Annotated in this window: 19 protein-coding genes; 11 read left to right on the plus strand and 8 right to left on the minus strand. The window is 62.0% G+C overall.

What is annotated here, in order from left to right; translation table 11 throughout:
- Positions 1-395 precede the first annotated feature (395 nt).
- Both macA and P3C29_RS09380 read left to right on the plus strand, forming a co-directional pair.
- On the plus strand, positions 396-1,547 hold the full coding sequence (gene macA / locus P3C29_RS09375) for a macrolide transporter subunit MacA (protein ID WP_275964376.1): 1,152 nt from the start codon (positions 396-398) through the stop codon (positions 1,545-1,547).
- A 3-nt stretch (positions 1,548-1,550) separates the two neighbouring features.
- Positions 1,551-3,509: a MacB family efflux pump subunit gene (locus P3C29_RS09380; protein WP_201124756.1), complete on the plus strand. Its 1,959-nt coding sequence runs from the start codon at positions 1,551-1,553 to the stop codon at positions 3,507-3,509.
- 60 nt (positions 3,510-3,569) lie between these two features.
- Here the strand turns inward: P3C29_RS09380 and P3C29_RS09385 are convergent, their stop codons facing one another.
- Together P3C29_RS09385 and P3C29_RS09390 are read right to left on the minus strand one after the other, a co-directional pair.
- Positions 3,570-4,271 (minus strand): helix-turn-helix transcriptional regulator, encoded by a 702-nt coding sequence (locus P3C29_RS09385; protein WP_201124755.1) that lies wholly within the window; start codon positions 4,269-4,271, stop codon positions 3,570-3,572.
- 185 nt (positions 4,272-4,456) lie between these two features.
- Complete coding sequence (locus P3C29_RS09390; protein WP_201124754.1) at positions 4,457-5,701, minus strand: methionine gamma-lyase; 1,245 nt, start codon at positions 5,699-5,701, stop codon at positions 4,457-4,459.
- Positions 5,702-5,825: 124 nt separating this feature from the next.
- Here P3C29_RS09390 and P3C29_RS09395 point away from each other — a divergent pair, with 124 nt between their 5' ends.
- From P3C29_RS09395 to P3C29_RS09430, 8 genes are all read left to right on the plus strand, one after another.
- Positions 5,826-6,296: an Lrp/AsnC family transcriptional regulator gene (locus tag P3C29_RS09395; protein WP_169389073.1), complete on the plus strand. Its 471-nt coding sequence runs from the start codon at positions 5,826-5,828 to the stop codon at positions 6,294-6,296.
- Between the two features lie 930 nt (positions 6,297-7,226).
- Positions 7,227-8,456: a formamidase gene (gene fmdA / locus P3C29_RS09400; RefSeq protein ID WP_010172896.1), complete on the plus strand. Its 1,230-nt coding sequence runs from the start codon at positions 7,227-7,229 to the stop codon at positions 8,454-8,456.
- A 2-nt stretch (positions 8,457-8,458) separates the two neighbouring features.
- Positions 8,459-8,806: a zinc ribbon domain-containing protein gene (locus P3C29_RS09405; protein ID WP_201124752.1), complete on the plus strand. Its 348-nt coding sequence runs from the start codon at positions 8,459-8,461 to the stop codon at positions 8,804-8,806.
- A gap of 15 nt (positions 8,807-8,821) precedes the next feature.
- Positions 8,822-9,865 (plus strand): aliphatic amidase, encoded by a 1,044-nt coding sequence (locus P3C29_RS09410; RefSeq protein WP_275964377.1) that lies wholly within the window; start codon positions 8,822-8,824, stop codon positions 9,863-9,865.
- A gap of 3 nt (positions 9,866-9,868) precedes the next feature.
- The gene (locus P3C29_RS09415; RefSeq protein ID WP_275964378.1) at positions 9,869-10,825 is read left to right on the plus strand and encodes an AAA family ATPase; all 957 of its coding nucleotides are present in this window, start codon (positions 9,869-9,871) and stop codon (positions 10,823-10,825) included.
- Positions 10,826-10,875: 50 nt separating this feature from the next.
- A complete protein-coding gene (locus tag P3C29_RS09420; RefSeq protein ID WP_275964379.1) occupies positions 10,876-11,439 on the plus strand; it encodes a DUF2239 family protein in 564 nt (187 codons plus the stop codon).
- Between the two features lie 22 nt (positions 11,440-11,461).
- Positions 11,462-12,817: an MATE family efflux transporter gene (locus P3C29_RS09425; RefSeq protein ID WP_275964380.1), complete on the plus strand. Its 1,356-nt coding sequence runs from the start codon at positions 11,462-11,464 to the stop codon at positions 12,815-12,817.
- A gap of 161 nt (positions 12,818-12,978) precedes the next feature.
- Positions 12,979-14,004, plus strand: coding sequence for a hypothetical protein (locus P3C29_RS09430; protein WP_201124748.1), 1,026 nt, complete (start codon positions 12,979-12,981; stop codon positions 14,002-14,004).
- Between the two features lie 93 nt (positions 14,005-14,097).
- On the opposite strand, the gene P3C29_RS09435 is transcribed toward P3C29_RS09430, so the two are convergent.
- Complete coding sequence (locus P3C29_RS09435) at positions 14,098-14,874, minus strand: helix-turn-helix transcriptional regulator (RefSeq protein WP_275964381.1); 777 nt, start codon at positions 14,872-14,874, stop codon at positions 14,098-14,100.
- 116 nt (positions 14,875-14,990) lie between these two features.
- Between P3C29_RS09435 and P3C29_RS09440 the strand changes: the two genes are divergently transcribed.
- Positions 14,991-15,875 carry an amino acid metabolite efflux pump gene (locus P3C29_RS09440; protein ID WP_010172880.1) on the plus strand — a complete coding sequence of 295 codons (885 nt, stop codon included), beginning with the start codon at positions 14,991-14,993 and terminating at the stop codon, positions 15,873-15,875.
- Here the strand turns inward: P3C29_RS09440 and P3C29_RS09445 are convergent.
- The 5 genes from P3C29_RS09445 to proX all read right to left on the minus strand — a co-directional run bounded on the left by P3C29_RS09445 (position 15,853) and on the right by proX (position 21,250).
- Positions 15,853-16,410 carry a GNAT family N-acetyltransferase gene (locus tag P3C29_RS09445; protein ID WP_275964382.1) on the minus strand — a complete coding sequence of 186 codons (558 nt, stop codon included), beginning with the start codon at positions 16,408-16,410 and terminating at the stop codon, positions 15,853-15,855. The genes P3C29_RS09440 and P3C29_RS09445 overlap by 23 nt on opposite strands.
- Before the next feature lie 63 nt (positions 16,411-16,473).
- Positions 16,474-16,962, minus strand: coding sequence for an Lrp/AsnC family transcriptional regulator (locus P3C29_RS09450; RefSeq protein ID WP_275964383.1), 489 nt, complete (start codon positions 16,960-16,962; stop codon positions 16,474-16,476).
- Between the two features lie 166 nt (positions 16,963-17,128).
- Positions 17,129-18,514 (minus strand): aspartate aminotransferase family protein, encoded by a 1,386-nt coding sequence (locus P3C29_RS09455; protein ID WP_275964384.1) that lies wholly within the window; start codon positions 18,512-18,514, stop codon positions 17,129-17,131.
- On the minus strand, positions 18,511-19,998 hold the full coding sequence (locus P3C29_RS09460) for an NAD-dependent succinate-semialdehyde dehydrogenase (RefSeq protein ID WP_275964385.1): 1,488 nt from the start codon (positions 19,996-19,998) through the stop codon (positions 18,511-18,513). The genes P3C29_RS09455 and P3C29_RS09460 overlap by 4 nt, the downstream gene beginning before the upstream one ends.
- A gap of 226 nt (positions 19,999-20,224) precedes the next feature.
- A complete protein-coding gene (gene proX / locus P3C29_RS09465; RefSeq protein WP_275964386.1) occupies positions 20,225-21,250 on the minus strand; it encodes a glycine betaine/L-proline ABC transporter substrate-binding protein ProX in 1,026 nt (341 codons plus the stop codon).
- Positions 21,251-21,307 lie beyond the last annotated feature (57 nt).

The following is a 21,307-nucleotide window of genomic DNA, read 5'->3' on the forward strand; positions in this document are numbered from 1 at the left end:
CGCTTTAGATTTTGATTTTGCTTTTGCTTCACACCACTCAAGCCGGCCTGTAGGCCGCTGTGTTCTTGATCTGCTTTTGATTTTGATCTTAGGCGCCCCGTTAAACCACGCTGGCCGAACGCAGGTAGTACGGAGCGGGTAAACCGGCAGGACGCCGGTTTAGCCGCGACGGGGCAGGGACGCCCCGTCGCGGCGGCCCGCGTAGTAATGCCGGAGTGAGGGCACACCGAGCCTGAGCGAGGTGCCGAGTGGTGGGGCAAGAGCGTTTTGGTTACTTTTGCGCTTTTCAAAAGTGACCCGCTGTAAGAGCGGAACCCATATCAGCCGTTACCCAAAAAACGGATATGTACCCCGAGCCAAAAGCCGGACAACTTCAACACCTCTCATGGTCATTTATGGAAAAGTCAAAGTATCGAAAAGCAGGATTGGCCCTGGTGTTGACCGTCGCAGCGGGCCTGATCATCTATACCGTGCAGGCCCCCGCAGACGCGCCGCAATACCTGACCGCGACCGCCGAACGCAGTGACATCGAAAACGCCGTCCTGGCCACCGGCCTGCTGGAAGGCGTCAAACAGGTCGACGTCGGCGCCCAGGTCTCCGGCCAGCTCAAGTCCCTGAAGGTCAAGGTCGGCGACAAGGTCAAGAAGGGCCAATGGCTCGCCGAAATCGACCCGTTGATCCTGCAAAACACCCTGCGCAAAGCCGAGGTCGATGAAGAAAATCTCCAGGCCCAACGCCGCGCCACCGCCGCCCAACTCAAGGAAACCAAATCCGTCTACGAACGCTATCAGGGCCTGCAAGAAGACGAATCCGTCTCCCGCCAGGACTTCGAGACCGCCGAGTCCAACTATGAAGTGCAGCGCGCCAACCTGCTGTCCCTCGACGCCCAGATCAAAAGCGCCCATATCCAGATCGACACCGCCAAGATCAACCTGGCCTACACCCGCATCGTCGCGCCCATCGACGGCGATGTGGTGGGCATCGTCACCCAGGAAGGCCAGACCGTGATCGCCAGCCAACTGGCGCCGGTGCTGCTCAAGCTCGCCGACCTGGACACCATGACCGTCAAGGCCCAGGTCTCCGAGGCCGACGTGATCCACATCAGCCCCGGCCAGCAGGTGTACTTCACCATCCTCGGCGAGGCCGACAAGCGCTACTACGCCAAGCTGCGCGGCACCGAACCGGCCCCGCAAAACTTCCTCGAAACCCAGACCGCCGGCACGCCCAAGCAAAACACCGCCGTGTTCTATAACGCACTGTTCGACGTACCCAACCCCGACCACCGCCTGCGCATCGCCATGACCGCCCAGGTGCGCATCGTGCTAGACACTGCCAAGGCGGCGCTGACGGTGCCGGTGGCCGCACTTGGCCCGCGTAATGCCGACGGCAGTTTCCCGGTGCGGGTGGTGGACGCCAAGGGCAAGGCCAGCACGCGGCAGGTGCAGACCGGCATCAACAACAACGTCAAGGTGCAGATCCTCGATGGCCTGGCCGAAGGCGACAAGGTGGTGATCGGCGACCCGTCGCCCGCCGTGGCGGGGGGCTGATTGATGACTCAGCCACTGTTGGAGCTTAAAGGCATCGTCCGCAGTTTCATGGCCGGTGACCGCGAATTCATTGCCCTCAAGGGTATCGACCTGACCATCCATGCCGGGGAAATGGTCGCGATCACCGGGGCCTCGGGTTCGGGTAAATCCACCCTGATGAACATCCTCGGTGGCCTCGACTACGCCACGGCCGGCAGCTACAAGATCAATGGCATCGAAACCCGCACCCTGGGTGATGAGCAACTGGCGGAGCTGCGCCGCGACTACTTCGGTTTTATCTTTCAGCGTTACCACTTGCTGGCGCATCTGAGCGCGTTGCACAACGTGGAGATGCCGGCGATTTATGCCGGTACGCCGGAAACCGCGCGGCATAGCCGGGCAGGGGAGCTGCTGACGCGACTGGGTTTGTCGGGGCATCTGACCCATCGCCCGAGTCAGCTGTCCGGCGGCCAGCAACAGCGGGTGAGTATCGCCCGGGCCTTGATGAACGGCGGGGAGGTGATCCTCGCCGACGAACCCACCGGCGCTCTCGATACCCACAGCGGCAAGGAAGTGATGCGCATCCTGGCCGAGCTGCACGCCGCCGGGCACACGGTGATCATCGTCACCCACGACCCGAAAGTCGCGGCCAATGCCCAGCGGATCATTGAGGTGCGCGATGGGGAGATTGTCAGTGACCGCGCCAATGACAGTGTCGGCCTGGACCTGCCCACCGAGGCGCCCATCGAGCCCAAGCGCAGCGGTGCGCGCAAGTTGGTGGCGAGCCTCGGGCTGTTCAAGGAGGCCTTCAACATGGCCTGGGTCGCGCTGATTTCCCATCGCATGCGCACCTTGTTGACCATGCTCGGTATTGTCATCGGCATCACGTCGGTGGTGTCGATCTCGGCCATCGGCGAAGGCGCCAAGCGTTATGTGCTCAAGGACATCCAGGCCATTGGCAGCAACACCATCGATATCTTTCCCGGCAAGAGTTTCGGTGACAGCCGTGCCTCGGCCATCGAGACGCTGTTGCCGTCGGATGTGGACGCGCTGAACCAGCTGTATTACGTCGACAGCGCCACGCCGGTGGTGGGGCGCAACCTGTTGCTGCGCTACGGCAACATCGACCTGGACGCCCAGGTCAACGGCGTCAGCGACCGCTATTTCCAGGTCAAGGGCCTGAAGCTCGAGGCCGGGATTACCTTCAGTGAAAGCGACGCCCGGCGCCAGGCCCAGGTGGTGGTGATTGACCACAACACGCGCCATCGTCTGTTCGGCCCTGGCGTGGATCCGTTGGGCCAGGTGATCCTGGTGGGCAGCCTGCCGTGCACGGTGATCGGGGTGACGGCGGACAACAAAAACATGTTCGCCGCCAGCAAGGCGCTGAACGTGTGGGTGCCGTATGAGACGGCGGCGGGGCGGCTGTTGGGCCAGCGCCATCTGGACAGCATCACCGTGCGCATCAAGGACGGCCAGCCCAGCAAGGTGGTGGAAGAGAACGTCACCAAGCTGATGTTGCAGCGCCACGGCACCAAGGATTTCTTTACCAACAACCTCGACAGCATCATGCAGACGGTGCAGAAAACCAGCCGTTCCCTGGCGTTGCTGCTGTCGTTGATTGCGGTGATTTCATTGCTGGTGGGCGGCATCGGGGTGATGAACATCATGCTGGTGTCGGTGACCGAGCGCACCCGCGAGATCGGGATTCGCATGGCGGTGGGCGCACGGCAATCGGACATTCGCCAGCAGTTTCTGGTGGAAGCGGTGATGGTCTGCCTGATTGGCGGGATGATCGGCATCTCGCTGTCATTCGCCATTGGCTATCTGTTTTCGTTGTTTGTGAAAGAGTGGGAAATGGTGTTTTCCCTGGGCTCGGTGGTGACCGCGTTTGCATGCTCGACGCTGATCGGGATTGTGTTCGGGTTTGTACCGGCGAGGAATGCGGCGCGGCTGGATCCAATCGAGGCCTTGGCGCGGGATTAGGCCGGGCAGAGATCAAAAAATGTGGGAGCGGGCTTGCTCCCACATTTGTTCCTCGGTGTTCTAGAGAGCTGTGTTTTCTTCTGCGGAATACATCCATCGCATCAACGAATGCCGGCCGCTGATGCCCATCTTGATCGCCGCTCGCTTGAGGTAGCTCTCGATGGTGTTGACCTTCAATGCCAGTTGCTCCGCCAGTTCCGGTGCGGTACGCCCGGCCAGCAGCCCTACGCACACCTCAAGCTCGCGGCTGGAAAGGGCCAGCCCCGATTGCGCAAGGCGTTCTTCAAAGCGCCGGCGCAAGGTGTGGATGCCTTGTTGCTGCGGTGCTTCGCTGTCCGGGCCAGTGGGTTGCAGGGCACTGATATGCTTTTCAACCATGGGCAGCAGCAGGGAGGAGAAGTCTTGCAGGATGATCCGTTCCTGCTGGGAAAAACTCTGTGACGGGTTGGCGCGATACACCGACAGCACGTAGCTGACGTCATCCTTGCGCCGGGTCAGGTGCAGTTGTGCGGCGGCCTGGGCCTCGTCCAGTTCGAGCACCGGGTCGGTGTACACCGGGCTGATGCCCTGCACGCGCGCACTGCCGGCCTTGCGCGGGGCGTGTGCCTTTGAACTCACGGGCATCTGGGTGATGTGCGTGGCGTCGACCGCCAGTTGGGTGAGGATCAGGTCGTGCAGCATGCGCGGGAAGTGCCGGCTGCCGGTGCTGGCGATGACTTTGCCAATGTGAGGGAACAGGTGTGAGTTCATCATTTCATCCATGAGTTTCAAGGAGGGCGGCGTACAGGGCAGTGATATCCATGACTGCCGCCTCGTATGCTAGTACAGGCTGTCGCAAACGGGCCAATGAATGGATCAAATTTTTTGCGGTGCAGGGCGCAACGGGAAAAGCCCGACCTTTTCAGGCCGGGCTATTGATAAACGTCGCGCCTGCTGGTGAATTTACTTCAAGCGTGATGAACGTTTTGTTGCATCGCCCGGGATTTGGGCTTCACGGCGCAGGCGTTCAGTGCCTGGGCAACGTCGGCGAGCAAGTCGGCGACATCTTCCAGGCCGGCGGAAAGCCGCACCAGCCCTTCGGAAATCCCGTGGTGGGCGCGTTGTTCCGGGGTGTAGGTGGAGTGGGTCATGCTGGCCGGGTGCTGGGCCAGTGACTCGGCGTCCCCGAGGCTTACCGCCCGGGTGAACAGCTTCAGGGCGTTCATGAAGCGTCGGCCCATGTCGATGCCGCCCTTGAGTTCAAACGCGATCATGCCGCCGGACTGCTTCATCTGCCGCGCGGCCAATTCGTACTGCGGGAAGGAACGCAGGCCGGGGTAGGTCACCCATTCCACCAGGGGATGGGCCTGCAAGGCTTCGGCGATGGCCAGGGCGTTGCTGCAATGGCGGTCCATGCGCAGGGCCAGGGTCTTGAGGCCGCGCATCAGCAGGGCGGCGTCCTGGGGCGACATCACCGCGCCGGTCAGGTCCTTGAGCCCTTGCAGGCGAATGCGCTGTGCCAGGGCCTGGCTGCTGACCGCGATCCCGGCAGTGATGTCGCCATGGCCGCTGAGGTATTTGGTGGCCGAGTGCACCACCACGTCGGCGCCCATTTCCAACGGGCGCTGCAGATAGGGCGTGCAGTAGGTGTTGTCCACCACCACGGTGATGCCGGGTTGCTGGTGGGCGATCTCGGCGACGGCGGCGATGTCCACCAGTTGCAGGTTGGGGTTGGCGGGGGTTTCGAAGTAGATCATCCGGGTGGCGGGGTTGATGGCCTCGCGCAGGGCGTTCAGGTCGGTGAGGTCGACGTGGCGCACCTTGATGCCGAATTCGCCGATGCCGTGGTGCAGCAGGGCGAAGGTGCAGCCGTAGAGCGTCTGGCTGACGATGATCTCGTCACCGGGGCGCAGCAGGGTCCAGAACGTCGCGGCAATCGCGCCCATGCCGGAGCTGAAGGCCACGGCCGCTTCGCCGTTTTCCAGGGTGGCCATGCGCGCTTCCAGCAGGGCCAGGGTGGGGTTGGAGATGCGGGTGTAGAAGTGCCCGCTCTCTTCACCGGCAAAGCAGGCGGCGCCGTATTCGGCAGTGGGGAAGGCGAAGGTTGCCGACAGGTAGATCGGCGGCACGAGGGCGCCGTGGTGATCCTGGGGGTCGTAGCCGTGGTGGATGGCACGTGTGGAAAAGCCGAACGTATTGTGTTTATTTTTCATGGTCGGACGCTCCTTATTTCCTACAATGCTATGCTTATAACTGCGGCCGAACGTTCCATAGTTTGCTGGGAAAACCCGGTAGATTGGGATGAAAAACAATAAAAATGACGTTTCGAGGCAAGATATGCCTGTTCATCTGGATCGGACTGACAAGGCGCTTTTAAACGCTTTGCAGGGTAATGCGCGGTTGACCGTGGCGGAGTTGGCGGAGCGGGTGTCGCTGACCACTTCGCCGTGTTGGCGGCGGGTGAAGAACCTTGAAGACAGCGGGGTGATCGGTGGTTATCAGGCGATCCTGTCGCCCAAGGCGCTGGGGTATGGGGTGACGGCGTTTGTCAGCATCATGATGGACACGCACACCCGCGAGGTTGCCCGGGCGTTTGAGCAGCGGTTGCTGGAGATTCCCGAGGTTGTGGCGTGCCATAACGTTTCCGGGCGGTATGATTTTTTGCTGGAAGTGGTGGCGAAGGATCTGGAGTCGTTTGGGGAGTTTGCGCGGGAGGTGTTGCAGAGCTTGCCGTGTGTTAAAGAGATTTATTCGAGTTTTTCTTATAAGTCGGTGAGGCCGTTGCGGGTGATTCCTTTACCGGAGTGATGGTGTACATATCCATTTCTGCGGTAACGGCTGATATGGGTTCCGCTCTTACAGCGGGTCACTTTGGAAAAGCCCCAAAGTAACCAAAGGGCTCTGCCCCGCCTGTCGGCACCTCGCCTAGGCTCGGTGTTCCCTCACTCCGGCATTGCTCCGCGGGCCGCCGCGACGGGGCGTCCCTGCCCCGTCGCGGCTAAACCGGCGTCCTGCCGGTTTACCCGCTCCTCAATCCCTGCGTTCGGCCTCGGGCTTATTGGGGCAGTCAGAGCCAGATCAAAATCAAAAGCAAGAGCACAGCGGCCTACAGGCCGGCTTGAGTGGTAGAAGCCAGATCAAAAGCGAAAGCCAAATCTGAAACTGATGCAGCTCTGCTTTTCTGTGGGAGCTGGCTTGCCTGCGATGCAGACAACTCGGTTTTTCAGGTACACCGAGGCGAGGCCATCGCAGGCAAGCCAGCTCCCACATTTGACCGTGCCCGCTCTGGCTTTGGATTTTGATGTTGCCTTTGCTTCACACCAATCAAGCCGGCCTGTAGGCCGCTGTGCTGTTGATCTGCTTTTGATCTTGATCTTAGGCGCCCCGTTAAACCACGCTGGCCGAACGCAGGCTTTGGAGCGTGGGTAACCCGGCAGGACGCCGGGTTAGCCGCGCTGGGCCAAGGATGGCCCATCGCGGCGGCCCACGGTCCAAAGCCGGAGTGAGGGCACACCGAGCCTGAGCGAGGTGCCGAGTGGTGGGGCAAGAGCCTTTTGGTTACTTTTGGGCTCCTTTCAAAAGTGACCCGCTGTAAGAGCGGAACCCATATCAGCCATCACCCAAAAAACGGATATGCCCCCCACCCCAAAGACGCATACGTCATCCAACGTATTCCCCGCCCAACCCCATCCCGCGAGACTGCTCCCGACAGCCAACCCACCCTCCGGGAGCACCTCGATGACCGACACCCTGATCAAAGTCGACCTCAACCAACCCGTCACCGAAAACGAGCAAATCCACAACCGTTGGCACCCGGACATCCCGATGGCCTGCTGGGTCAAACCCGGCGATGACTTCATCCTCGAAACCTACGACTGGACCGCCGGCGCCATCAAGAACAACGACGACGCCAGCGACGTGCGCGACGTCGACCTGTCCACCGTGCATTACCTGTCCGGCCCGGTGGGCGTACACGGCGCCGAACCCGGCGACCTGCTGGTGGTCGACCTGCTCGACATCGGCGCCAAGGCCGATTCCCAGTGGGGCTTCAACGGTTTCTTCTCCCGCCAGAACGGCGGCGGCTTCCTCACCGACCACTTCCCCAGCGCACAAAAAGCCATCTGGGATTTCAAGGGCATGTTCACCAGCTCCCGGCACATCCCGGGCGTGAACTTCGCCGGCCTGATCCACCCCGGCCTGATCGGCTGCCTGCCCGACCCGGTGATGCTCGCCGACTGGAACCGCCGCGAGCAGGAACTGATCGACACCAACCCGACCCGCGTACCGCCCCTGGCCAACGCGCCGCTGGCGGCCACTGCACACATGGGCAAGCTCAAGGGCTCGGCCCGTGACGATGCCGCCGCCACCGGTGCCCGCACCGTGCCGCCCCGTGAGCATGGCGGCAACTGCGATATCAAGGATTTATCCCGCGGTTCGAAGATCTATTTCCCGGTGTACGTCAACGGCGCCGGCCTGTCGGTGGGTGACTTGCACTTCAGCCAGGGCGACGGCGAAATCACCTTCTGCGGCGCTATCGAAATGGCCGGCTGGGTGCACATGAAAGTCGAGCTGATCAAGGGCGGCATGGCCAAGTACGGGATCAAGAACCCGGTGTTCAAGCCAAGCCCGATCACTCCCAACTACAAGAATTACCTGATCTTCGAAGGCATCTCCGTCGACGAACAGGGCCAGCAGCACTACCTGGACGTCAACGTCGCCTACCGCCAGGCCTGCCTCAATGCGATCAACTACCTGACCAAGTTCGGCTACTCGCCAGCCCAGGGGTATGCGTTGCTTGGCTCGGCACCGGTGCAGGGGCATATCAGCGGCGTGGTGGACATTCCCAACGCCTGCGCGACGTTGTGGCTGCCGACCGAGATCTTCGAGTTCGACATCAACCCCAACGCCAGCGGCCCGACCAAATTCCTCGACGGCAGTATCGACCTGCCCATCGCCCCGGACCTGTAGCCATGCCGACCTACGAATATGCCTGTGAGTCCTGCGGCACCTTCACGATGCTGCGGCCCATGGCCCAGCGTCACGAACCCAGCCAGTGCCCGTATTGCGACGGCCCGGGCGGGCAGTTGCTGCTGTCGGCGCCGGCGCTGACCACGCTGTCGGCCAACCAGCGCAAGGCCATTGCCGGTAACGAGCGCAGCGCCCATGCGCCACAAACCGTCGGCGAATATCAGGAGGCGCGCAAGCACCCGGCAGGTTGCAGTTGCTGTGGCACCAGCAAACCGGTGGTGCCGAGCAAGGCCAACCCGCTGGGGCTCAAGACCAAGACCGGGCCGCGGCCCTGGATGATCAGTCACTGACCGAGGAGATTTGCGATGCGCCATGGCGACATTTCCAGCAGCCCGGACACGGTCGGCGTTGCTGTCGTGAACTACAAGATGCCGCGCCTGCACAGCAAGGCCGAGGTCATCGATAACGCGAAGAAGATTGCCGACATCATTGTCGGCATGAAGCAGGGTTTGCCCGGCATGGACCTGGTGGTGTTCCCCGAATACAGCACCATGGGCATCATGTATGACCACGACGAGATGATGGCCACCGCGGCGAGCATTCCCGGCGAGGAAACGGCGATTTTCTCGGCGGCCTGTCGCCAGGCCAACACCTGGGGCGTGTTTTCCCTGACCGGTGAGCGCCACGAAGAACACCCGCACAAGGCCCCGTACAACACGCTGGTGCTGATCAATAACCTGGGGGAGATCGTCCAGCGTTATCGCAAGTGCATTCCGTGGTGCCCGATCGAGGGTTGGTACCCGGGCGACCGCACCTACGTGTGCGACGGGCCCAAGGGCATGAAGATCAGCCTGATCATCTGCGACGACGGCAATTACCCGGAGATCTGGCGTGACTGCGCAATGAAAGGCGCCGAGCTGATCGTGCGCTGCCAGGGCTATATGTACCCGGCCAAGGATCAGCAGGTGCAGATGTCCAAGAGCATGGCCTGGGCGAACAACTGCTATGTGGCGGTGGCGAATGCGGCGGGGTTCGACGGGGTGTATTCGTACTTCGGGCACTCGGCGATTATTGGTTTCGATGGCCGTACCCTGGGGGAGTGCGGCGAGGAAGAAATGGGCATTCAGTACGCCCAGCTCTCGGTCTCGCAGATCCGCGATGCGCGGGCCAACGACCAGTCGCAGAACCATCTGTTCAAGCTGCTGCACCGTGGCTACACCGGCATGCACGCCTCGGGCGACGGGGACAAGGGCGTGGCGGATTGTCCGTTCGAGTTCTACCGCACCTGGGTGCTGGACGCGCAAAAGGCCCGGGAGAATGTCGAGGCATTCACCCGCAGTACGGTCGGTGTCGCCGAATGCCCGGTGGGGCAACTGCCCCATGACGGTCAAGAAAAAACGGCGGGTTAAGGCATGCGGTTTACCTTTGAACCGGCCCAGGTCATGGCCTTGCTGCGCAGCCGGATTGTCGGCCAGGACGCAGCCCTGGCCCAGGTGGAAGGCTTGCTCAAGGTGGTCAAGGCCGACATCGGCGAACGGGAGCGGCCGTTGAGCGTCAACCTGTTCATGGGGCCGACCGGGGTCGGCAAGACGGAAATCGTCCGGCTGCTGGCCCAGGCATTGCACGGGCGGGCCGACGGGTTCTGCCGTATCGACATGCACACCCTGGCCCAGGAGCATTACGCCGCCGCCCTGACCGGCGCACCGCCGGGTTATGTCGGCAGCAAGGAGGGCATCAGCCTGTTCAACAGCGAACTGATCCAGGGCAGCTACAGCCGCCCCGGCATCGTGCTGTTCGACGAACTGGAAAAGGCCAGCCAGGAAGTGGTGCGCAGCCTGCTGGGCATTCTTGAAAACGGCCAGCTGACATTGGCGGGCGGCGCTCGCACCCTGGACTTTCGCAACAGTCTGATCTTCATGACCAGTAATATCGGCGCACAGCAGGCGCGTCGGCATCGGCAGCGTTTTGCTCCGCTGCGCTGGTGGGGCCGTGGTGAAGCGGCGGTGCTGGAGGACGCCTTGCACCGCCATTTCGAGCCGGAATTTCTCAACCGCATCGACCGCATCCTGATGTTCGAGCCCATCGACCATCAATGGCTTGAAGCGCTGCTTGAGGTGGAACTCGGCAAGCTCAATCAACGCCTGGCGGCGCAGCAACGCTCGCTGGTGCTGGATGACTCGGCGCGGGCCTGGCTGTGCCGCGACCATGACACGCGCTTTGGTGCGCGCGCCCTGGGCCGTCGGCTGCGGGTCGAACTGGAACCGGCGATTGCCGAATGCGTTTTGCGCGAACCGGGTGTGGGGCCGATGTGTGCGACGGTCGGCAGCGATCGTTTGGTAGTTTCGCAACAGGCGACTTGCATCCCCTGAATTTCGGGCTAATATAACCCGGGTAAAATAATATATTCCGGGTAAAAGTCATGAGCGCATCACACTGCACTGCCTTCCTTGGCCACCAACGCGTGGCCGCCRGCTCTTATGCCGACGTCGCCAAAAACCTGAAAAACGTCGATCTGTCGGCGCGCAGTTTGCTGGTGTTCGATGACGCCAGCGGTGTACAGGTCGACTATCCCTGGCCAGCCGGTTACGCACCCCAGCAGCCGGCGGTCGCGGTGACGGAGCCTGAAGTGCCAGCGTCACCTTCCGTAGGCCGACCAAAGCTTGGCGTGGTCGCGCGTGAAGTGACCCTGCTGCCCCGGCATTGGGAGTGGCTGGGGCAACAACGCGGCGGCGCCTCGGCGGCCTTGCGCCGGCTGGTGGATGAAGCGCGCAATGCCCATGCCGAGCACGATCAGCGACGCCAGGCGAAGGAATCCAGCTATCGTTTCATGAGCGCCATCGGCGGCGACCTGCCGGGGTTTGAAGAAGCCTCGCGGGCCCTGTTTGCCCAGGACTGCGCTGATTTTTCCAACAAGATTGCGCACTGGCCGGTGGATGTGCAGCTGTACCTGGCCTGGTTGTCACGCAACGCTTTCCCTGCCTAATTGCATCGAGATCCGAACCTTCATGGAAGTCACCCAGCAACGACCGTTGTGGCAGATCTACCTGATCTTTCTGGCACCCATGGTGCTGTCCAATTTCCTCCAGAGCTTTTCCGGCACGCTCAACGGCATCTATGTCGGGCAGATGCTCGGCACCCAGGCGTTGGCGGCGGTGTCGGGGATGTTCCCCATCGTGTTTTTCTTTATCGCCCTGGTGATTGGCCTGGGGGCCGGTGCTTCGGTGCTGATCGGCCAGGCCTGGGGCGCCCAGGAAACCTCGATGGTCAAGTCGATCACCGGCGCCACCCTGACCCTTGGCGCCCTGATCGGGGTGATCGCAGCGGTGCTGGGCAGCGTGTTCGCCCGCCCGGCCATGCTCGCGCTGGGTACACCGGTGGACGTGCTGGACGACGCGGTGGGTTATGCGCAGATGATGATGCTGATCATGCCGCTGCTGCTGGTGTTCATCCTGTTCACCCAACTGCTGCGGGGCGTCAGTGACACCGTGTCGCCGTTGCTGGCGCTGGTGGTGTCGACCACCGTGGGCCTGGTGCTGACCCCGGCGTTGATCAAGGGCTGGCTGGGTTTGCCGCCGATGGGCATCCAGAGCGCGGTGCTGGCAGGGCTGGTGGGCAATGCCCTGGCGATGACTTTTCTGGTACTGCGCCTGCGCCATAAAAACCACGTGATGGCGCCGGATCGCGAGTTGATGGCGGCGTTGCGGCTGGACCGGGTGATCCTCGGCAAGGTCCTGCGTATCGGCCTGCCCACCGGGTTGCAGATGGTGGTGTTGTCGTTGTCGGAGCTGGTGATTCTGGCGCTGGTCAACAGCCATGGTTCCCAGGCGACAGCGGCGTATGGGGCGGTGACGCAGATCGTCAACTATGTGCAGTTTCCGGCGCTGTCGATCGCCATCACCGCGTCGATTCTCGGGGCGCAGGCGATCGGGGCCGGGCGACTGGAGCGGATCGGGCCGATCCTGCGCACCGGGATCCTGATTAACCTGTGCCTGACCGGCGGCTTGATTGTGCTGGGGTATGTGTTGTCGCACTGGTTGCTGGGGTTGTTCATTACTGACGTGGATGCGCGGGTCAAGGCCGAGCACCTGCTGCACATCATGCTCTGGAGCATCCTGGTGTTTGGCTTTCAGGCGGTAGTGGGCGGGATCATGCGGGCCAGCGGGGTGGTGCTGGTGCCGGTGGGGATTTCGATCTTTTGTGTGTTGGGGGTGGAGTTGCCGGTGGCGTACCTGCTCAATGCGCGGTTCGGGCTGGAAGGGGTGTGGATGGCGTTTCCGGTGACGTACCTGGCGATGCTGGGGTTGCAGACGGCGTATTACCGGTTGGTCTGGCGGCATAAACAGATAAAACGGCTGGTGTGAGGGGGGTGCTTCCTACTGGGGGATGAAGTGTTTTCTTGCGGGGCGCTGTACAGTTTCGGAACTCTTTTTGGTTGATCGCCACACAGGTTTTGCCCATCCCGTTCGGTAGGCATCAGCCTCGGATGGGCGAGACAACGTCTAATCTATTGGAGAGTTAACCCATGAGTACTGTTGGCCAGACCTATCAAACTTTCGCCCCGCCTCCACCCCCTCAGGCCACGCCAGCGCCAATGCGATCGACGGCCTATGACACCACCACGGTCGACGACATTGCCGATGCTTTTGTAAAGAACAGCTCCCAGTTCGTGGATAAAAAAACCGGCAAAGTCAGCCTGGAAAAACTAATGCAGGTTGGTGACCGCAAGAACACCGGAAATGCTGCGTCCGACAACATCACGGCGCTGGCCCTGGCCGTTCTCCAACGTAACCTGTTTGATGGTGACTTGATCGACAGGAGCGAAGAATTCCTTAGGACCGGTGGTAGAAGCGAAAAACCTAAAGAGCCTGACCCCAAAAAGAACTTGCCGGTTGCTGGAAAGGGCGATGGCCTGCAACGTCAAAGGGTTGAGAACTCTGGCAAGGGTACGGAGCAGGCAAATCCGTATGCGGGTAAAAGTAATGCGCAACTTGCCGATTCTGCGCTGGCCCGCTTCAGTTCACTGGCAGACGCTGACGGCGCCTTAACCGATAAATCCCTTGCCTCGGTCGCGTCCGGAACGCGCTCGGATGGTACTCCAGCGTCCACGGCCGAGATCAACCTGGCCAATGCGCTATTGGACCAGCCGGGTCTTTTCAGTGGGCTTGATGGCGATAAGAGCGGGAAGTTTGACGGGAAAATATCCAGGGATGACCTTGGGGCGTTCAAGTATAAATCCATGAAGCCCGACGAGTTGCTCAACGGCATAAAAGATCACTTTGGAGACATCCTCGGGGAGGGCGGTGATCCAAACTATCTCAACGTCGGTGAGCTGGAGCAGGCGGCGGGTATAAAGGAATCCCCTAAAACCTATACGTCTGAGGTGACGGCTCTGGCCAGGGAGCTTCTTGCACGGACACAGCTTCTTCGGGAGTTGGATATCGGGATTAATGGCTCTGGCACCGGACCTGGTTACCAAGACAACAGGTTTGACATGGATAACATCAATCATTTGCTCAAGAAATATTCGCCCGAGCAAAAAACTGCCTGAGTACGTTGACAGGCAATGCCCAGGTTGATCGCTCCCGCACGCCGTGCGGGAGCTCGACGTGGGCGAAGGATCAACACCGATACGGCGGGTTGCCTAAGCACGCGTCCCGGCGAAATAACGACTGGGCACCTCACCCAACAGGCGCTTGAAAACCGTCGCAAACGCGCTCGGGCTGCTATAGCCCAGGTCCAGCGCCACCCTTGTCACCGGTTCACCCTTGCCCAGGCGCACAATCGCCGCCAGCAGGCAGGCTTGCTGGCGCCATTGCAGGTAGCTGATGCCCGTGGCCTGGCGGAACTGCCGGGTAAAGGTCCGGCGACTCATCCCCGCGCCGAGGGCCATGGCATCAATGCTGACTTCCAGTGAGGGCTCGGCCAGAAACGTCTCACAAGCCTTTGCCAATCGCGGCTCGGCGGGCAACGGCGCGCAGAGTGGCAGCACCGGCATTTGCGCGATTTCGTGCAGCAGCAAACCCATCAGGTAACTGTCGCGTCCCCCCGCCGCATAACGCGCAGGCACCTCAACCGCCTTCTCCAGCAACTGCCCAAGCAACGGTGATACGTCCAGCACCTGACACGCCTGGGGCAGCGCCAGCCGCCTCGCCGCCCGCGGGCGAATATAGGTATTGAGCATCGTCACTGGCCCGCGCATCAGCATGGCGTGTGACACATGGGGCGGTACCCAGATGGCCCGGTGCGGCGGCACGACCCAGTTGCCGGTGGCGGTGTAGACGGTGATGACACCCCGGCTGGCATAGGCAAACTGTCCACGCGGGTGGGCGTGGGTGGGGAACAGCTCGCCGTCGGCATAGTCGATCGCGGTCACGACCACGTCGCGGGGGGTGTTTTCGTAGGGATGAATATCGGGCATGGCCTGATTCTAGCCTTTGTTGACCCACAATCGCAGGCGGGCCATGACAGTTTGCGAAAAAATTGCCCGAATGCATGGCCTCTCGCCGTGCCACCGAGCAAACGGACCCCGTCACCATGAAGCACAAACACCTGTTACTGGCCGTCCTGGTGACGGCTGTGTGGGGACTCAACTTCCCCATCACCAAGCTGGGCCTGGCCGAGATCAACCCGCTGTTGCTGACGGCCCTGCGTTTCACCCTGGCGGCGTTGCCCTGGGTGTTTCTGGTGAAACGACCCCAGGTTGCGCTGAAGTGGCTGGCTGCCTACGGCTTGATATTCGGGGTGGCGATGTGGGCCCTGATCAACCTTGGGATCGCCATGGGCGTGCCGCCCGGCAGCGCGTCGCTGCTGATTCAGTTCAGCGCATTTTTCACGATGGGCTGGGGTGTGCTGCTGTTCCGCGAAAGCCTTTCCCTGCCGCAATTGATCAGCGTGCTGCTGGCGGCCATGGGCTTGGTGGGCATGCTGGTGGGCGTACAGGGGGCGGCCACGATGCTGGGGTTTGCCCTGGTGCTGTTCAGCGCGCTGGCCTGGAGCATCGGCAATATCATCATCAAGGTTTCCGGTGTGCGGGAGATCTTTGCATTCGTGGTCTGGGCCAGCCTGTTTGCACCGCTGCCGCTGGTGCTGTTGACGGGGTGGCTGGACGGCCCGCAAGCCTTTATCGCGTTGCCGGCCCAGTTGAACGGTGTGGCGTTGTTCTCGCTGGCGTTCCAGGTGTATGGCGCGACGCACTTCTGTTACTGGGGCTGGAACTTGCTGCTGCGCGAGTACCCGGTGTCCCGGGTGGCGCCTCTGTCGCTGCTGATCCCGGTGTTCGGCATCGTCAGCTCGATGCTGATTCTGGGCGAGCGCCCCGGGGTTTCGCAGTGGCAGGCCATGGGCCTGATTCTGCTGGCCTTGTTTGTGGGCCTGAAAAAGGGGCGCCCGTTGTGGGTCAGGCAGGGCGGTCACGCTTGAGCAGGCCATACAGTGCGCTGTCCGAGACCTCATCGCCCACCACCCAGCGCTCGCGCAACAGGCCTTCGCGAACAAACCCCAGGCGCTCAAGCAGTTTTGCCGAGCCCAGGTTGCGCGGGTCGATGTCGGCTTCCAGGCGACGCAGCCCGGCGGTAGTGAACCCGTGGTCGATCACGGCGTGGGCGGCTTCGCTCATGTAGCCCTGGCCCCAGTGCTGGCGGTTCAGGGTGAAGCCGATTTCGGCGCGGCGGCATTGCTCGTCGACATTGAACAGGTCGCAGCTGCCGATCACCTCGCCGGTGGCCAGCAACTCCACCATGCACACCAGGTCTTCACCGGCAACCGACGCTTCCATCAGTTGGCCGAAGCGTTCGACGGCCTGCTCGGTACGGGTCATGGTGGGGAAGGAGAAGTAGCGCATGGTCTCGGGGTCGGACCAGATCGCGAACAGCGCGCGCCAATCATCCTGATGGGGAGGGCGCAGGCCCAGGCGCTCGGTGGTGAGGAGAACAGGGGCGAAGAAAGGCAGGGTCATAAGGTGCTCGTCCGTGAAAGTCACGGGCGCAATCCTGCCGGGATTGCGGGGGTTGTACAAGGGTCAGGAGAAGGCCGGGTCGTCCAGCGCCTGGGCCGGCAATGCACCGGTGGTCTTGATGGTTTTGGTGACGATGTAGGTGAAGTAGCGTTCGATGGCCAGGTCTTCCATCAGTAGCTGGTCGATGAAGCGTTGGTACTGGTCGATGTCGGCAGCGCGGATCATCGCGATGTAGTCCACGCCGCCGCCGGTGGCGTAGCAGAACTCCACTTCGGGGGCGTCGCTCATGCGTTGTTCGAAGCGACGCATGTCCTGGGCGGTGTGCCGGGCGAGGGTGATTTCCACCAGCAGTTGCTGGCTCTTGAACACCTGGTTCCAGTCGATCACGGCGCGATAGCCTTTGACCAGGCCGGCGCTTTCCAGCTTGCGTACGCGCTCCCAGGCGGGCGTTACCGAGAGGTTGATGGCCTCGGCCAGGCTCGACTTGGTGATGCGCCCGTCCTCGGAGAGGATGCGCAGGATTTTCAGGTCATAGCGGTCAAGCTTGTGCATTGCGAACAGACTCTGAAGCGGGCGGGTAAATATCAGGCCACTAAAGGGTGGGAGCTGTCGAGCTTTAGCGAGGCTGTGATGGCGGTGGGTCAGGCAACATCAATGTTTGCCGTCCCGACGCCATCGCAGCCTCGCTAAAGCTCGACAGCTCCCACAGGCTACCTCATCAGCCCAACACTTCGCCGGCCACCTGGTCGATCGCGCCCTTGGTGATGTCGACAATCAGGTCGGCCTCGGCTTTGGTCAGGATCAGCGGTGGTGCAAAGCCGAGGATGTCGCCATGGGGCATGGCCCGGGCGATCATGCCGCGTTCAAGGCAGGCGGCCGATACCCTGGGGCCGACTTTCAAGGCTGCATCGAACGGCGTGCGTTGCTCCCGGTCGGCCATGAACTCCACGGCGGCGAGCATGCCGTCACCGCGCACTTCGCCCACCAGCGGGTGGCCTTCGAGGGTTTCGCGCAGGCGACGGTTCAGGTAGCTGCCAACTTCATCCGCATTGGCGGTGAGGTTTTCCCGCTCCAGGATATCCAGGTTGGCCAATGCCGCCGCCGCGCAGATCGGGTGCCCGGAGTAGGTCCAGCCGTGGCCCATGGCGCCTTCATGAGTGGAGGCCTTTTCAATCACGTCCCATACCTTCTCACCGATGATCACCGCCGACAGCGGCGCATAGGCGCTGGTCAGGCCCTTGGCGGTGGTGATCAGGTCCGGGCGCATGCCGTAGCGCTGGCTGCCCATTTTCGAACCCAGGCGGCCGAAGGCGCAGACCACTTCGTCGGCGATCAACAGCACGTCGTATTTGTTCAACACCGCCTGAATCGCTGCCCAGTAACCGGCCGGCGGCACCACGATGCCACCGGTGCCCATCACCGGTTCGCCAATGAAGGCGGCGACGGTGTCGGGGCCTTCGGCGAGGATCATTTTTTCCAGCTCATCGGCGCAGTAACGCACGAACGCCGCCTCGTCCATGCCCGCCGGCGCCTTGCGGTACCAATGGGGGCAAACGGTGTGCTGGATGCCTTGTTCCGGCAGGTCGAAATGCTGGTGGAACGCCGCGAGACCCGTGAGGCTGCCGGTCATGATGCCCGAGCCGTGGTAGCCGCGATCACGGGAGATGATTTTCTTCTTCTGCGGGCGGCCCAGCACGTTGTTGTAGTAACGCACCAGCTTGATCTGGGTTTCGTTGGCGTCGGAGCCGGACAGGCCGTAGTAGACCTTCTTCATGCCTTCGGGCGCCCAGTCCATGATGCGCCTCGACAGCTCGATGATCGCCTCGGTCGAGTGGCCGACGTAGGTGTGGTAGTAGGCCAGTTCCTTGGCTTGCTTGTAGATGGCGTCGGCGACTTCGGTGCGGCCATAGCCGATGTTCACGCAGTACAGGCCGGCGAACGCATCGATGAATTCACGGCCCTCGTGGTCGCGAATGCGGATGCCCGAGGCGCTCTGGATGATGCGGCCCTTGAGTGCGCCGCTGGCGTGATCATGGGCGTGGGTGGACGGGTGCATGAAGTGCGCACGGTCTTGTTCGAACAGGCTTTCGAGTGCTTGGCTCATGGTTGCTCTCCTTGGAATTGGCCTTGGTGGTGCAGGCAAAAGTATTTGGTTTCGACAAAGGCTTCGAAGCCCTCGGCGCCGCCTTCACGGCCCAGGCCCGAGGCTTTCATGCCGCCAAAGGGAATCGGGTGACCGGTGAATTTCACCCCGTTGACCGCGATCATGGCGTGGTCGAGGCGGCGGATCAGCGGGTAGATCAGGTCCAGGCGGTTGGAACAAATGTAGGCGGCCAGGCCGTATTCGGTGTCGTTGGCCATCTCGATGGCGTGTTCAATCGAGTCGAACGGCATCACCCCGGCAATCGGCGCGAAGTTTTCTTCACGGTAAATGCGCATCTGCGGGGTCACGTCGGCGAGCACCGTGGGCTGGTAAAACAGCCCGCCCAAGGCGTGGGCTTCGCCGCCTGCCAGGCGTTGTGCGCCCAACTCCAGGGCGTCGGCCACGCGCTCGGCGGTGACGTCGAAGGCGGCCTGGTGCATCAGGGGACCGATGTCGACGTGTTGCTCTTGGCCGTCGATCACGGCCGGGCCGACCCGCAACTCACGCACGGCGGCAGCAAAACGGCTGAGGAATTCGGGGTAGATCGAGCGATCGACCATGATCCGGTTGGCGGCGCAGCAGTCCTGGCCGGAAGTCTGGAACTTGGCTTCGACCGCGACCTTCACCGCCTGCCCCAAGTCGGCGTCGGCGCACACAATGAACGGCGCATTGCCGCCCAGTTCCAGCGCGACTTTTTTCACGTCCCGGGCCGCTGCTTGCAGCACGAGCTTGCCGACCCGGGTCGAGCCGGTGAAGCTCACCGAGCGCACGCGGCTGTCCTGCACCAGGGTTTGCATGGCCATCTGCGGTTCGCCCAGCACCACGTTGAACACCCCCGGCGGAAAGCCGGCTTCTTCGGCCAGTTGCGCCAGGGCCAGGGCCGAGTAGGGGGTTTCATGGGCAGGCTTGACCACCACCGTGCAACCGGCGGCGAGGGCGGCGGCGGCCTTGCGGGTGATCATCGCCGAGGGGAAATTCCACGGCGTGAGCAGGGCGCAGACGCCCACGGGTTCCTTGACCGTGCCCAGGTGCGCGCCGGGGATGTGGCTGGGAATGTTCTGGCCGTAGAGGCGCCGGGCTTCTTCGGCGAACCACGGGATGAAGCTTGCGGCATAGGCGATTTCGCCCCGGGCTTCGGCAAGCGGTTTGCCTTGCTCCTGGCTGAGGATGCAGGCGAGGTCTTCCTGGTGTTCGAGGATCAGTGCTGCCCAGCGCCGCAGGAGAGTGGCGCGGGTATCAAGGCTCTGTTCGCGCCACGCGGCAAACGCGCGGTGGGCGGCGTCGATGGCGGCGATGATCTGGGGTTTTTCCAGCAGCGGCACATGGCCGATCAACTGTTGGTTCGCCGGGTTATGCACGGCCACGGTGCTGGCACTGGCGCTGTGGACCCAATGGCCGTCGACGTAGCACAGGGCCTTGAACAGCAGCGGGTGGTTGTAGGTCATGGGGTTCACTCCGGTTCGTCTGAGTGGGTGTAATGCTAGGGCAGGGGCGCGGGTGGGATTGGTGGTTTGGTGGGGGTGGGGCAGCGGGTTCTTTCTGATTGCGCCCGCCAAAACAGTTTTTTTTGCGGCGGGTGAAAATCAACTGTGGGAGCTGGCTTGCCTGCGATGGCGACGGTGAATTCAACATCGCTATCGCAGGCAAGCCAGCTCCCACGTTGAATCGGTGTTACTTCGCGGTTTTTGCGCTGGCTACCCAGCCGTCAAACGTCGCCTGGTTGTCCTTCATCCAGTCCTCCGCCAGTTTGCGAATATGGCGTTCGCTGGAGCCGTCGGCGCTGATGGTTTTTTCCCAGTAACTCCAGGTGGCCTGGGAGAACGTCATCTGCTCCACCAGCTTCTTGATCGCCGGGTTCGCCGCGATGAACTGCTTGTTGCCGATCGCGTACCAGTTCCACGCTGCCATGGCCATGCGGCACGGATCAGCCCCACCGGCACACCCGGCAACCCCGGGCGTGAGTGCCGACGTGGTGCTCGGCACATTCCCCGGCAATGCATCAAACGGCGTCGGCAGCCATACCACGTCCTTGCCCGGCACCATGGTGTTGGTCATCCACGACGGCGCCCACGCATAGAAAAACACCGGCTCGCCACGTTTCAGGCGGGCGACGTTTTCGAACATCAGCGCTTCGTACTTGCCGCGCACCGGATTCACCGTGTCCTTGAGGCCGAACTTGTCGAGCTGGTAATCCACCACGTCGCCACAGCCCCAACCCGGGTCACAGCTGATCAGGTTGGCCTTGCCGTCCTTGCCAAACAGCCCGGCGATTTTCGGGTCTTTCATTTGTTCCAGGCTGGTAATGCCATACGCGTCGGCGGTTTTCTTGTCGATCATGTAGCCGTTGTAGCCCGCGCCGGTAATGAAGCCCGAGCCCACCACTTCGGTACGGTCCTTCACCTTGTCAAAGCTGGGTTGCAGCATCGGCAAGGTCACGTCCATCGACAGGTCCAGGTCACCCTGGGCGGCGGCGGGGAAGAACAACGTGGTGTTGACGGTGCTCAACTTGCTCGCGTAGCCCAGGCGCTTGGTGGCCTCGATCGCGATTTTGGTCAGTACGTAGTTGCCGCCGGTGCTTTCCGATTGCACAAAGCGGATGGTCTTGCCGGTGCCCGGCAAATCCTCGGCCCACGCCTGCGTACTTGCCAGGCACAACACTGCTGCAATTCCAAGCAAGGCTTTGAATGGATGCATCATGATTTCCTCTTTTTTTTCTCGTGATGGTCAGGGTTGGCAGTCAACAACGGGCATTCA

Source organism: Pseudomonas sp. 1912-s (assembly GCF_029269205.1).
Lineage (GTDB): Bacteria > Pseudomonadota > Gammaproteobacteria > Pseudomonadales > Pseudomonadaceae > Aquipseudomonas.

What these genes read in the sequence shown, in the direction of transcription:
- macA (WP_275964376.1), top strand. Translation starts at nt 396, where the DNA reads ATGGAAAAGTCAAAGTATCGAAAAGCAGGATTGGCCCTGGTGTTGACC.
- P3C29_RS09380 (WP_201124756.1), top strand. Translation starts at nt 1,551, where the DNA reads ATGACTCAGCCACTGTTGGAGCTTAAAGGCATCGTCCGCAGTTTCATG.
- P3C29_RS09385 (WP_201124755.1), bottom strand. Translation starts at nt 4,271, where the DNA reads ATGGATGAAATGATGAACTCACACCTGTTCCCTCACATTGGCAAAGTC.
- P3C29_RS09390 (WP_201124754.1), bottom strand. Translation starts at nt 5,701, where the DNA reads ATGAAAAATAAACACAATACGTTCGGCTTTTCCACACGTGCCATCCAC.
- P3C29_RS09395 (WP_169389073.1), top strand. Translation starts at nt 5,826, where the DNA reads ATGCCTGTTCATCTGGATCGGACTGACAAGGCGCTTTTAAACGCTTTG.
- fmdA (WP_010172896.1), top strand. Translation starts at nt 7,227, where the DNA reads ATGACCGACACCCTGATCAAAGTCGACCTCAACCAACCCGTCACCGAA.
- P3C29_RS09405 (WP_201124752.1), top strand. Translation starts at nt 8,459, where the DNA reads ATGCCGACCTACGAATATGCCTGTGAGTCCTGCGGCACCTTCACGATG.
- P3C29_RS09410 (WP_275964377.1), top strand. Translation starts at nt 8,822, where the DNA reads ATGCGCCATGGCGACATTTCCAGCAGCCCGGACACGGTCGGCGTTGCT.
- P3C29_RS09415 (WP_275964378.1), top strand. Translation starts at nt 9,869, where the DNA reads ATGCGGTTTACCTTTGAACCGGCCCAGGTCATGGCCTTGCTGCGCAGC.
- P3C29_RS09425 (WP_275964380.1), top strand. Translation starts at nt 11,462, where the DNA reads ATGGAAGTCACCCAGCAACGACCGTTGTGGCAGATCTACCTGATCTTT.
- P3C29_RS09430 (WP_201124748.1), top strand. Translation starts at nt 12,979, where the DNA reads ATGAGTACTGTTGGCCAGACCTATCAAACTTTCGCCCCGCCTCCACCC.
- P3C29_RS09435 (WP_275964381.1), bottom strand. Translation starts at nt 14,874, where the DNA reads ATGCCCGATATTCATCCCTACGAAAACACCCCCCGCGACGTGGTCGTG.
- P3C29_RS09440 (WP_010172880.1), top strand. Translation starts at nt 14,991, where the DNA reads ATGAAGCACAAACACCTGTTACTGGCCGTCCTGGTGACGGCTGTGTGG.
- P3C29_RS09445 (WP_275964382.1), bottom strand. Translation starts at nt 16,410, where the DNA reads ATGACCCTGCCTTTCTTCGCCCCTGTTCTCCTCACCACCGAGCGCCTG.
- P3C29_RS09450 (WP_275964383.1), bottom strand. Translation starts at nt 16,962, where the DNA reads ATGCACAAGCTTGACCGCTATGACCTGAAAATCCTGCGCATCCTCTCC.
- P3C29_RS09455 (WP_275964384.1), bottom strand. Translation starts at nt 18,514, where the DNA reads ATGAGCCAAGCACTCGAAAGCCTGTTCGAACAAGACCGTGCGCACTTC.
- P3C29_RS09460 (WP_275964385.1), bottom strand. Translation starts at nt 19,998, where the DNA reads ATGACCTACAACCACCCGCTGCTGTTCAAGGCCCTGTGCTACGTCGAC.
- proX (WP_275964386.1), bottom strand. Translation starts at nt 21,250, where the DNA reads ATGATGCATCCATTCAAAGCCTTGCTTGGAATTGCAGCAGTGTTGTGC.